We start from the raw sequence: 12,436 nt of genomic DNA on the forward strand, positions 1-12,436 counted from the left end.
TCCTTTCATCACGTCGCAATCGCTTAAGCAATATCTGGTCATCCTTTGGGGTTTGGAAATTAAATCCACCAAACCATGAACAGCAACTAGATAAAAGATAAACGAGCCTAAGGAATAAATAAACCCCAAAGGCCATTAAATCGCTAAAAAGTGTCAAATATGAGTAAGAATATCTTTAATCAGCTGCGGACCGTGAAAAATGAAGCCAGAATATATTTGAATCAGGGAGGCGCCGGCTGCTATTTTTTCCCGTGCCGCCACCAAAGAGTCAATGCCGCCCACACCGATAATCGGTAATTTGCCATTTAATTCCAGAGCCAGGCGCCGTATCACTTCCGTGCTGCGTGATTGCAGTGGCCGGCCGCTCAATCCGCCGGTTTGGTTGCAATGTTCCAAACCCTGGACCAAATCCCGACCGACGGTGGTATTGGTGGCAATCACACCGTCGATATTATGGCGAACCAAGCTATCGGCCACTTGTGCCAGTTCTTCATCCGTCAGGTCGGGAGCTATTTTCACCGCCACCGGTACATATTTATGATGATACTGGTGTAATTCAGTCTGTTTATTTTTTATGGCCAGCAATAGCGAGTCCAGCGCCTCGCCGAATTGTAACGTCCGCAGCCCAGGGGTGTTAGGGGAAGAGATATTAATCGCGATGTATCCCGCGTAGGGATATATTCTCTCCATACAATAAAGATAATCATCTTTACCCTGCTCTACCGGCGTGACTTTATTTTTGCCGATATTAATGCCCAGCACACCGTCATAATGTGATTTTTTAACGTTTTCAACCAGATAGTCAACGCCCTTATTGTTAAACCCCATCCGATTAATCAGACCTTCGGCCGCCACCAGGCGAAACAGGCGCGGTTTATCGTTGCCGGGCTGCGGACGCGGCGTCACCGTGCCGACCTCGATAAAACCAAACCCCATGGCGCCGAGCGCATCGATGCAGTCGCCGTCTTTATCCAGTCCGGCTGCCAGACCCAGCGGATTTTTAAACGCGATGCCCATGCAATTAACCGTTTTAGTCGGTACCGATTGGCGCACCAAATGAACCAAAGGTGTGCCGGTAATGCGGCGCAGCTGCTGAAATGTGAATTCGTGAGCGCGTTCCGGATCGAGCTGAAACAGCGCCTGTTTAATGAGGGGGTAAAACATAACGTCTCCTGATATCCCGGTTGCAACCGGGGCGGTATTATCGGGCATCTCCGGGGGAAATGAAATTGAACGGGGCAAAAAAAAGCACATTATCCACGAGAGATCAATAAAGGGGCTTGTTGACAAAGTGCCCGGTCGGGGCGGAATGCGCGATCGCAGGGGTCTGCGGGGCTATAATTTACCAGCGCGAGCTCCCCGGCGGGACCTTGCAACCTTTCGGCCGGCCTGACGGCGACAGCAATAATCCGTGGCCTGAATTTAAGTGAAAGAAAACGTTCCCGGTATAAATAATAGGCTGCATCACACACCCGGGTAGTGAAATAGACGTTGTAACCGCCGCCCACTGCCGCCCCGACAATCGGCAATGTTTGCGCCAGTTTGGCCTTGGTTAAACGGATACCCAGCGTTTTGGCTATTTCCTGGATAATTTTCACCAGGGCATGCTTTTCCAATTGGTGCCAGGTTCTTTTTTTGGCGACGTCCCCGGCTATTGCCATCAGCTGCGCCATGGCGATATTTTTTGCGGCGTCGGTGGGTGAAGAAACCAGGCCTATAATCTGTAAGGCAAATAACTTCTCTTCCTGCTGATGAATATCGAAGCCGTAATAAGTGGCATATTCGCCGACAGCCCGCAGATTGAGCGTAATCAGCGACGGAATATCCAGCGCCAGCCCCGCGATCCCGGCAAGCCCTGCCCCCATGCCTTCCGCCAAGGCCAGTCCCTTATATTTGGCCGCCAGGCAGCCCACCGTTTTATCAATGCTTGCCAGCGGCAAGGCGCCAATATCCCCAAGGCATTCAACGCCGTGCCATCCGTCGTGGCGAAATTCTTCAAGAATGGCCTGCGGCCTGACGCTTAATTGCGCGATATCGTTGCAAACGCCGCTAAGGGCGCAGATAACGCCCTGCAATACACGACCGATGCCAGGCGTGTGTAAAATAGCATCCCCAAGCAAGTCCAGCGGCTTGTTAATAATGTTCAGCATTATACTAAAATTTCCTGCCGGAGGATTTTTCCAATGCTGTATTTCAAGCATGGCCTGTTGCTCGTAATGACCCGGAATCATCATGCTTCCCCCCATTTTGCGATATGTGAGACCACCCGTCATATTCACGAAATCTGTGTAATAAACGGGATGCATACCGGGCCGGCCCCGTTTTCGTATCATGGGGGAAAAGAGCGTCGCGAGGCAAAAAGGGCTGCGAAATATTGGAGAGGCTGCGCAAAAAAAGATCAACACCTGCCATGGATGGCCGATTCGGCCACATTGGCACGGTTTCCCTTAACACGCCGGATTCTTGCCTCGGTGATAGCGGGATTTACCGCGCCATGTGGCGCTTGCTTCTTTAACTTTGCGTAACCAAAGCCTTGGTGATTTTCTCGTAGAGATCGCCGGACAAATTCGGCAACGCCTGCAATGTGGCCAGCGCCTGGCGCATTAACGTCTGGCGCGACGCGTCGTAACGCTGCAAACGAATCAGCGGTTCGATAAGCCGGGAAGCCACCTGCGGGTTACGGGTATTCAGTTCAATCAGGATCTCCGCCAGGAACCGATAGCCGCTGCCGTCGGCGGCATGGAACGCCGACGGGTTTCCGGCGCTAAAGGCGCCTACCAATGCGCGTATGCGGTTGGGATTGTTCAGGCTGAAAGAACGGTGCGTCAACAGGATTTTGACCTGGCTCAGGGCATCGCCGGCCGGGCTGGTGGCCTGCAGGGTAAACCACTTGTCCATCACCAGGCCGTCATGATGCCAATGCTCGTCAAAATCCGCCAGCAGCGTTGCCTGACAAGGCAGTTGCGCCGCCACGGCGGCGGCGAGGGCTGCCAGCATGTCGGTCATATTATCGGCCTGGTGATACTGTTGGGTGGTCAGCACCACCGCCTGATCGTGTTCACCGAACGCCAGATAGAACAGGCAAATATTACGCAGCGCACGCTTGCCGATATCCTGCTGCTCCACCCGGTATATCGGCGTTTTGTTGGCGTGATAAACCGCCAGTAATTCGTCAGAAAGCTCCGTAGCCAGACAGCGAATCAAGGCTTCATGCACCGCGTGGATGGCGGTGGGATCGATGATATCAAACAGCTCCGCCATCTCATTTTCACCGGGCAGAGTCAGAATTTGAGCGGCCAGGGCCGGATCGAGTCCGGGATCGAGCAATATGCCCCGGAAGGCGTCGGCGACATGCAGGGGCAATGTCAGCGGCTGCCCCTGGCTAAAGCGCGCCACGTTAAGGCGAATATAAATGGAAAGCAGGCTTTGCGCCGCATCCCAACGGGAGAATTCGTCGGTGGCAAAACGCATCAATGACGCCAGTTGCTGATCCCCATAGGGGTAATCCAGCTTCACCGGCGCGGAAAAACCCCGCAGCAGCGAGGGAATCGGCAATGACGGCACGTCGTCGAAAATAAAGGTCTGCACCGCTTCGGTCACATTCAACACGTTATTGACCGGACTGCCCTCGCGCTGAAGCGGAATGACCCGGCCCTCCACATCGTAGAGTTCAATATTCAGCGGAATATGTAACGGCAGCTTTTCCTTTTGTTCGGCGGTGGGCGGCGTTATCTGGCTCACATGCAGTTGATATTGGCGCAGCTCGGGATTGTAATCGTCGCGCACCGTGAGCACCGGGGTGCCGGATTGACCATACCAGCGGCGGAACAAGGTCAGATCGACACCGGACGCCTGTTCCATGGAATCGACGAAATCATCGCAGGTGGCGGCGCTGCCGTCATGACGCTTAACATAAAGCCGCATACCCGCCTGGAATTTCTCCTCTCCCAGCAGCGTATGCATCATACGAATCACTTCCGCCCCTTTCTCATACACGGTCAGGGTATAGAAGTTATTCATCTCTATAACCTTGTCCGGACGAATCGGATGGGCCATGGGGCTTGCATCCTCGGCGAACTGCGAGCCGCGCATTACCCGGACATTGCCGATACGATTCACCGCGCGCGAACCGAGATCGGCGCTGAACTCCTGATCGCGGAAAACCGTCAGCCCCTCTTTAAGGCTGAGCTGGAACCAGTCGCGACAGGTAATGCGGTTGCCGGTCCAGTTATGGAAATACTCGTGGCCGATAACCCGCTCAATATTGAGATAATCGTTATCGGTGGCGGTCTGCGCCCTGGCCAGGACATATTTGGAATTGAAAACGTTCAGGCCTTTATTTTCCATCGCCCCCATGTTGAAGAAATCGACGGCGACCACCATATAGATGTCAAGGTCATATTCCAGGCCGAAGCGGGTCTCGTCCCAGCGCATAGCGTTTTTCAACGAGGTCATGGCCCAGCCGGCGCGATCCAGGTTGCCGCGATCCACGAACAGCTCCAGCGCCACTTCCCGCCCCGACCGGGTGGTAAAGGCGTCGCGCAGTACGTCGAAATCGCCGGCCACCAGGGCAAACAGATAACAAGGTTTAGGGAAAGGGTCTTGCCAGACCACCCAATGGCGGCCATCGGCGTTATCGCCTTTATCAATCAAATTGCCGTTGGACAATAAAAAGGGGTAACGGGTTTTGTCCGCCGTGATTCGCGTGGTGAAACGCGCCAATACATCGGGGCGGTCGAGATAATAGGTAATATGGCGAAAACCTTCCGCTTCGCACTGGGTACACAGGGCGTCGCCCGAGAGATAGAGTCCTTCCAGGGCGGAATTTTCCGCCGGATGGATGACATTGACAATGGTCAATGTAAACGCCTCCGGCAACTGTTCAATGATAAGCCCCGGGTATTCCTGGCGGTAATGCGACCACTCGCGACCGTCGACGCGGATGACAAGCAGTTGAAGATCTTCGCCGTTCAACAACAGGGGCGCACCCGGTTGACCGTGACGGACCACTTTACTGACCGCCGTCACCGTGGTGGTTTCGGCATTGAGTTCAAATTCCAGGCTGATATCGGTAATGGTATAATCCGGCGCACGATAATCATGGCGGTATTTTGCTTGCGGCTGCTGAGTCATAATTAACCTTTTGGCATCGTCATAGATTTCTCCGAATAAGTCTATTCCTGTTAAGGCTATGTTGCCATTGTAAACGAACGCATTTATCAAAATGCCTTAGAACGGGTAAAAAGGAAGCAATACCATGGACTTTGCCGATTTCCAAACTGGCCTTTTCCGCCGGAACGGCACGTTTAAGCCTCGACGTTATTACGCAATCTATGATTTGATGTGCCTACACTTATAAGAAACCCCGGGTACACTTCAGTCGTTTCGCCATTTTGCCGACTGTGATTATGCGTCGTAAGAGGATGCTGTAACGCACCATGAATTTAGCCACTAAGCCGATTTTATCGTCGATACTCGATACCGATGCCTATAAGCTGCATATGCAGCAGGCGGTATATCACCGATACCATGATGTCATCGTCGCCGCTGAATTCCGTTGCCGCGGGGACGATTTATTGGGTGAGTATGCCGGCGATATCAGCGCGCAGATTGAAATGATGCGCGACCTGGCCCTCACCGACCAGGAGTTGAACTATCTGGCCGGACTGCCGTTTTTCCAGCAGGATTATCTGACCTGGTTGCAATCGTTTCGTTTTGATCCCCGGCAGGTCAGGATACGAAATCATCACGGTAAACTGGACATCCGCATCACCGGCCCCTGGCGGGAAGTGATCTTGTGGGAAGTGCCGTTACTGGCGGTGATAAGCGAAGTGGTGCACCACCATCGTTCTCCCTGTAATCTCCGTGACATGGCGCTGGTGCAACTGCGGCAAAAACTGCAGCATTTTCGTGAAGCCAGCCGGGATGTGGATATCTCCCATTTCAAGCTGATGGATTTCGGCACCCGCCGGCGCTTTTCACGCCAGGTGCAGTATGATGTGATCGGCGAATTGAAACAGGATTTTCCCTATCTGATCGGCACCAGTAATTACGATATGGCCAGACGCTTATCCTTGACGCCGGTGGGGACGCAGGCCCATGAATGGTTCCAGGCCCACCAGCAAATCAGCCCGGAGCTGGCCACCAGCCAACGCGCCGCATTGCAAGCCTGGCTGGATGAATACCCGGATCAATTGGGCATCGCGTTGACCGATTGCATTACCATGGATGCCTTTTTGCGCGATTTCGGCGCGGAATTCGCCAAGCGTTACCAGGGACTTCGCCACGACTCGGGCGATCCCGTGGAATGGGGCGAAAAAGCCATCGTCCATTACCAGAAGCTGGGCATCGATCCGCTGACCAAAACCCTTGTTTTCTCCGACAGCCTCGACTTTGATCAGGCGCTGAAGTTATATCGCCATTTCTGGCAGCGGGTAAATCTGGTCTTCGGTATCGGTACCCGTCTTACCTGCGACATCCCCGGCGTCAAGCCCCTTAATATCGTGATCAAACTGGTGGAGTGCAACGGCAAACCCGTCGCCAAATTGTCCGATAGCCCCGGCAAAACCATGTGCCACGATAAAGCCTTTGTCAGGGCGCTGCGTAAGGCATTCGATATACCACAGGTTAAAAAAGCCAGTTGAATGATTGCGCCGGGGTTATTTCCGGCGCGAGCCACAGGCCGGAATTCAAATTCTATGGCTAAAAGGTGTATTTCGCTTGTGTCCTTCCGTCCGCCAAGTAACATATTAACCCTTCGCATCGGCGATGATGACCTATTTCAAATCACCTAAGTTAAGGGAGTATTTTATGAGCGTAGTGCCTGTAGTCGACGTACTGCATGGGCGCATGCCAGCTGACAGTGAAGTCACTGTACAGGGTTGGGTGCGTACCCGGAGAGATTCAAAAGCCGGTATCTCCTTTCTTGCCGTTTACGACGGTTCCTGCTTTGATCCATTACAGGCGGTCATAAATAATACTTTGCCGAATTATAAAACCGATGTTTTACGTCTGACCACCGGCTGCTCGGTGGCGGTAACCGGCCGGGTGGTTGAATCTTTGGGCGGCGGACAGCGTTTTGAAATCCAGGCGGAAAAAGTCGAGGTGCTGGGCTGGGTGGACGACCCGGATACCTATCCGATGGCGGCGAAACGGCACAGTGTCGAATATCTGCGCGAGGTGGCGCATCTGCGTCCCCGCACCAATATGATTGGGGCGGTGGCCCGAGTGCGTAATACCCTGGCACAGGCCATTCACCGTTTCATGCACGAACGGGGATTTTTTTGGGTGTCCACTCCCCTGATTACCGCTTCGGATGCCGAAGGCGCGGGTGAAATGTTCCGGGTTTCCACGCTGGATGTTGAAAACTTGCCACGCGATGCCCAGGGCAAAGTCAATTTTGACGAGGATTTTTTCGGTAAAGAGGCCTTTCTGACGGTTTCCGGCCAATTGAATGCCGAAACCTATGCCTGCGCGTTGTCCAAAGTTTATACCTTCGGCCCCACTTTCCGGGCGGAGAATTCCAATACCACCCGCCACCTGGCGGAATTTTGGATGATGGAACCGGAAGTGGCTTTCGCTAATCTGAATGATATCGCCGCGCTGGCCGAAGATCTGCTGAAATATGTCTTCAAGGCGGTACTGACCGAACGTGCCGACGATATGCAATTTTTCGCCGACCGCGTGGACAAAGAGGCCATTACCCGTCTGCAACAGTTTATCGCCTCTGATTTTGCCCAGGTGGATTATACCGAGGCGGTTAGCATTCTTCAGGCATCCGGGCAGAGTTTTGAAAATCCAGTTTCCTGGGGCATCGATCTTTCGTCGGAACATGAACGTTATCTGGCGGAAAAACATTTCCATGCGCCGGTGGTGGTCAAAAATTACCCGAAAGATATCAAAGCCTTTTATATGCGCATGAACGACGATGGCAAAACGGTGGCCGCCATGGATGTCCTGGCGCCGGGCATCGGCGAAATCATCGGCGGTTCGCAGCGTGAAGAACGTCTCGATCGATTGGACCAGCGTTTGGCTGAAATGAATTTGAACAAAGAAGATTATTGGTGGTATCGTGATCTGCGCCGATACGGCACCGTGCCACATTCAGGTTTCGGGTTAGGTTTCGAACGATTGGTTGTTTATGTCACAGGAATGCAAAATATTCGTGATGTGATTCCGTTCCCCCGCAGCCCGCGTAATGCGAATTTCTAAATTTCTTCATTAAATATAAGAAAAACATATATATAAAGTCATCGAGGCCAGCATTGCTGGCCTTTTTAATTTAAAGTTAGAGTTCTCTCACAAAGTTCCCTCATATTTACATTTTGCAATACTCTGTTGCCCACTGAAACATTATTGCGACCTTTGTAGCATATTCGGTGTGGATTAACATGTCTGTGAATGGAACACTGCGTGCAGACACAGAAAGACACCAAACTCTCATTAATGTTTCACCAGAATTTATAGTTCATGTCGAAACTATTAGTTCTGTAAGAAAATATTAGCGGCAGTGGCAGGTGTCCAAATAAAACCATGAGGGTAATAATGATGAAGCGCACTATTCTTGCATTTGTAATTCCGGCTTTGTTGGCCGCGGGCGCAGTAAATGCGGCCGAGATCTATAACAAAGATGGCAACAAACTGGACCTGTACGGACGTTTGGACGGCCTGCACTACTTCTCCAGTGATAACGATGGCGGTTTCGCTGGTGACGGCGACGAATCTTATGCCCGTCTTGGCTTCAAGGGCGAAACCCAAATCAATGACCAATTGACCGGTTACGGCCAATGGGAATACCAGATCGCTGCAAACGACAGTGAAGGTGGCGCAGACCATCTTAACGGTACCAAGACTCGTTTGGGCTTTGCCGGTTTGAAATTTGCCGACGCGGGTTCAATCGATTATGGCCGTAACTACGGTGTGGTTTACGACGCCCTGGGCTGGACCGATATGTTGCCGGAATTCGGTGGGGATACCGCATACACCGATAACTTCATGGTTGGCCGTACCGGCGGCGTAGCTACCTATCGTAATACCAATTTCTTTGGTCTGGCCAACGGCCTGGATTTCGCCCTGCAATACCAGGGTAAAAACGATCGTTCCGATGACCCGCATCGTTCCAACGGCGACGGCTACGGCGGTTCAATTTCTTACGTTTCCCCCATCGGCGTGGGTATCGTAGGTGCTTATGCCTCTTCCGACCGTACCAATTCTCAGACTTCCACTTTTTATGGCGGCGGCGACCGTGCCGAACAGTGGGCGACCTCTCTGAAATATGACGCCAACAATATCTACCTGGCTGCCACCTACGGCGAAACCCGTAACTCAACCTGGATATCTAATAACCTTCAGACCGATGCCGCCGGCGATAACCTGACCGGTTTTGCCAACAAGACCCAGGACATCCTGATCGTGGCCCAGTACCAGTTCGATTTCGGTCTGCGTCCGTCCATTGCTTACGGCCAGTCCAAAGCGAAAGATGTTGAAGGTATTGGCGACGTTGATGTGCTCAAATACTACGAACTTGGCGCGACTTACTACTTCAATAAAAACATGTCCACCTACGTTGACTACATCATCAACGCCCTTGATGACAACAACAAACTGGGCATTTCCACAGGCGACACCGTTGCTCTGGGTATAGTGTACCAGTTCTAAGTTAACGCCAACTTCTCATGGGCATATGATGTCCTGAGCTGAGATATCGAAGGCAGGGTTTCCCCCTGCCTTCTTTTTTATCAGATTACCGATATACCGGGGATAAACAGAGGGATTTTTCATGCAAACTGTTGGCAAAGGGATTTTCTGGCGGTAACCTGATAGCACGTTGTGCTCACTGTTCGTTACCCCGTGGAACCCTTCAAAATGTTTGATAATATTCCTTTAGCTCCTGCCGATCCGATTCTCGGCTTGCTTGATCTTTTCCGTGCCGACCCGCGTCCGAACAAAATCAATTTAGGTATCGGCGTCTATAAAGACGAAACCGGCCAAACGCCGGTGCTCACCAGCGTAAAAAAAGCCGAACAAATATTGCTGGACAGCGAAACCACCAAAAATTATCTCGGTATCGACGGCTTGGCGGCCTTCGGACAATGTACCCAGGTTCTGTTATTCGGCGCCGACAGCCCGATAATTAGCGCTAAACGCGCCCGCACCGCGCAAACGCCGGGAGGCACCGGCGGGCTGAGGGTGGCCGCCGATTTCCTGGCAAAAAACACCGCCGTGAAACGTATCTGGATCAGCACCCCCACCTGGCCGAACCATAAAGGCGTTTTCGCCTCCGCCGGTCTGGGCGTGGCTGAATATGCTTATTATGACGCGACTCATCATACCCTGGATTTTGACGGCATGCTGAAGGGCCTGCAAAATGCCCAGGCCGGCGATGTGGTGCTTTTTCACGGCTGCTGCCATAATCCTACCGGCATCGATCCCACCGAGGCCCAGTGGCGCATTCTGGCGGATTTATCCCGGGAAAAGGGCTGGCTGCCGCTGTTCGATTTTGCCTATCAGGGTTTCGCCCGCGGTCTGGAAGAAGATGCGCAGGGCCTGCGCATTTTTACCGAAAACCACAGCGAAATGATTATCGCCAGCTCCTATTCCAAAAACTTCGGCCTCTATAACGAACGGGTGGGGGCATGTACCCTGGTGGCGGCGGATGCCGAAGCCGCGGACCGCGTATTAAGCCAGTTGAAGTCCTGTATTCGTGCCAACTACTCCAACCCGCCGTCCCACGGCGCCGCCATTGTGGCGACCATTTTAAGCAATGACGCGCTGCGGGCGTTGTGGGAGCAGGAATTGACCGGAATGCGCGAACGCATCAAGCGTATGCGCCAGCTGTTCGTCAGCACGCTGCGGGAAAAAGGCGCGCAGCAGGATTTCGACTTTATCAATCAGCAAAACGGCATGTTCTCGTTCAGCGGTCTGACCAAGGAACAGGTACTGCGGCTGCGGGATGAGTTCGGTGTTTACGCGGTGAATTCCGGCCGGGTGAACGTGGCGGGCATGACCACGGACAATATGGCGCAATTGTGCGAAGCCATTGTTGCCGTATTATAAGCTTGTCTTAAACCTTGATAAGAAAACCGTCTTGTGCAAGACGGTTTTTTTGCTCGAATTCAGCTGATCTGAGCCGACATTACAAAAAGGGATTGGTTAAACGTTCATGACCCAGTGTGGACATGGCGCCATGGCCGGGAATAAACGCAATGTCGTCGCCCAGCGGCAGGAGTTTGGTGCGGATTGAATTGATTAACGCCTGATGGCTGCCGCGGGGGAAATCGCTGCGGCCCACGCCGCCTTTGAACAGCACGTCACCCATCATGATGATATGTGCATCGAGATTATAAAATACAATATGGCCGGGCGTGTGGCCTGGGCAGTGCAATATATCGAAACGCTCTTCCCCTACCCGTACTTCTTCCCCTTCCTCAAGCCATTGATCCGGCGTAAGGGGCTGGCACTCTTCCAAGCCGAACATCTGGCTTTGCTCCGGCAGCGCATCCAGCAAAAAGCGGTCCTCACTCTGCGGGCCGATAATGGGTACGCCATAGTGCGCGGCCAGCTCCGCCGCGGCGCCCACATGATCCAGATGGCCGTGGGTCAGTAGAATCTGTTTTACCGCCACCCCCCTGGCGGAAACTTCAGCGACAATCTTTGCCGCCTCACCGCCGGGATCCACCAATGCCGCTTCCCCGGTTTTTTCACACCAGATCAGCGAGCAGTTTTGGCTAAACGCCGTCACCGGTACAATATGGTATTTCATAACTCTCCGAAAATGCGATTAAACGCCTACCCTTAACTTGGTTACGGCCCGGACAACGGACCGGGGCGAATAACAGCATTGTCATCCTACCAGGTTCTTACCGGACCGGTATCTATATGCACAAAGTTACTGCTTGGGTAATAACCTACTCCGCCCATGCGCATTTTCATAGCCGCTTTACGGACGTTGCTGAGCTGGATACCCTCAATATGGAAATCCATCGCTTTACCCAGGGTATGATAGCTGTGTTTTGCCACACCCGAACTATGTTCCCGCAGCTCGTTGTTGGTTTCTCGGGAACGATACCCCGAAATCAATTGTACCGGCTTGCTGGTATCAAGCATCATTTGCAGCCGGTAGATATGGTCAAACAAACGCGGGTCGATGCTGGTGATTTTATTGGCACGATAATCACGGAAAAAATGATTCAGCCGGGACAACTCTTCCGGATTATACCCTTTACCATTAAAAAATTCGGTTTTTAACGATTCGCCGGTATTGAGATTATTGAGATGCAGAATGCGTGGACGTGGGGTGGATAGCATGGCGAACGAGGTTGTGGGAAGGAGGGCGATACCCATCGTTGCGCAGCTTAGCGCCAATAATTTTCGGCGATGTTGATTTATAGGATCCATGGGCAAAATAACCAGTTGGCATAGGTAAACAGACGAATTG

General features: G+C 52.6%; 9 protein-coding genes. 4 read left to right on the forward strand and 5 right to left on the reverse strand.

The genetic code is table 11. The features are described 5' to 3' along the window. Positions 1 to 153: 153 nt before the first annotated feature. The 3 genes from pyrD to pepN form a co-directional block, all read right to left on the reverse strand. A complete protein-coding gene (gene pyrD / locus HB631_RS14715; protein WP_213991928.1) occupies positions 154 to 1,164 on the reverse strand; it encodes a quinone-dependent dihydroorotate dehydrogenase in 1,011 nt (336 codons plus the stop codon). Positions 1,165 to 1,253: 89 nt separating this feature from the next. Then, complete coding sequence (locus tag HB631_RS14720) at positions 1,254 to 2,150, reverse strand: EcsC family protein (RefSeq protein ID WP_255557016.1); 897 nt, start codon at positions 2,148 to 2,150, stop codon at positions 1,254 to 1,256. Between the two features lie 361 nt (positions 2,151 to 2,511). After that, on the reverse strand, positions 2,512 to 5,133 hold the full coding sequence (gene pepN / locus HB631_RS14725) for an aminopeptidase N (RefSeq protein ID WP_213991929.1): 2,622 nt from the start codon (positions 5,131 to 5,133) through the stop codon (positions 2,512 to 2,514). 305 nt (positions 5,134 to 5,438) lie between these two features. Here pepN and pncB point away from each other — a divergent pair, with 305 nt between their 5' ends. From pncB to HB631_RS14745, 4 genes are all read left to right on the forward strand, one after another. After that, on the forward strand, positions 5,439 to 6,644 hold the full coding sequence (gene pncB, locus HB631_RS14730) for a nicotinate phosphoribosyltransferase (RefSeq protein ID WP_213991930.1): 1,206 nt from the start codon (positions 5,439 to 5,441) through the stop codon (positions 6,642 to 6,644). Positions 6,645 to 6,810: 166 nt separating this feature from the next. Then, positions 6,811 to 8,211, forward strand: coding sequence for an asparagine--tRNA ligase (asnS, locus tag HB631_RS14735; protein ID WP_213991931.1), 1,401 nt, complete (start codon positions 6,811 to 6,813; stop codon positions 8,209 to 8,211). Between the two features lie 333 nt (positions 8,212 to 8,544). Next, on the forward strand, positions 8,545 to 9,657 hold the full coding sequence (ompF, locus tag HB631_RS14740) for a porin OmpF (protein ID WP_275955692.1): 1,113 nt from the start codon (positions 8,545 to 8,547) through the stop codon (positions 9,655 to 9,657). Positions 9,658 to 9,864: 207 nt separating this feature from the next. After that, a complete protein-coding gene (locus HB631_RS14745) occupies positions 9,865 to 11,055 on the forward strand; it encodes an amino acid aminotransferase (protein WP_213991932.1) in 1,191 nt (396 codons plus the stop codon). A 79-nt stretch (positions 11,056 to 11,134) separates the two neighbouring features. Here HB631_RS14745 and HB631_RS14750 read toward each other — a convergent pair whose 3' ends face one another. Beyond that, positions 11,135 to 11,761, reverse strand: a complete 627-nt coding sequence (locus HB631_RS14750) for an MBL fold metallo-hydrolase (RefSeq protein ID WP_213991933.1) — start codon at positions 11,759 to 11,761, stop codon at positions 11,135 to 11,137. An 86-nt stretch (positions 11,762 to 11,847) separates the two neighbouring features. Next, positions 11,848 to 12,396 (reverse strand): YcbK family protein, encoded by a 549-nt coding sequence (locus tag HB631_RS14755; RefSeq protein ID WP_213991934.1) that lies wholly within the window; start codon positions 12,394 to 12,396, stop codon positions 11,848 to 11,850. Positions 12,397 to 12,436 lie beyond the last annotated feature (40 nt).

This window comes from Sodalis sp. dw_96, from assembly GCF_018449575.1.
GTDB lineage: Bacteria > Pseudomonadota > Gammaproteobacteria > Enterobacterales > Enterobacteriaceae > Acerihabitans.

Coding starts and splice junctions, on each gene's coding strand:
- pyrD (WP_213991928.1), bottom strand. CDS start 1,164: ATGTTTTACCCCCTCATTAAACAGGCGCTGTTTCAGCTCGATCCGGAA.
- HB631_RS14720 (WP_255557016.1), bottom strand. CDS start 2,150: ATGCTGAACATTATTAACAAGCCGCTGGACTTGCTTGGGGATGCTATT.
- pepN (WP_213991929.1), bottom strand. CDS start 5,133: ATGACTCAGCAGCCGCAAGCAAAATACCGCCATGATTATCGTGCGCCG.
- pncB (WP_213991930.1), top strand. CDS start 5,439: ATGAATTTAGCCACTAAGCCGATTTTATCGTCGATACTCGATACCGAT.
- asnS (WP_213991931.1), top strand. CDS start 6,811: ATGAGCGTAGTGCCTGTAGTCGACGTACTGCATGGGCGCATGCCAGCT.
- ompF (WP_275955692.1), top strand. CDS start 8,545: ATGATGAAGCGCACTATTCTTGCATTTGTAATTCCGGCTTTGTTGGCC.
- HB631_RS14745 (WP_213991932.1), top strand. CDS start 9,865: ATGTTTGATAATATTCCTTTAGCTCCTGCCGATCCGATTCTCGGCTTG.
- HB631_RS14750 (WP_213991933.1), bottom strand. CDS start 11,761: ATGAAATACCATATTGTACCGGTGACGGCGTTTAGCCAAAACTGCTCG.
- HB631_RS14755 (WP_213991934.1), bottom strand. CDS start 12,396: ATGGATCCTATAAATCAACATCGCCGAAAATTATTGGCGCTAAGCTGC.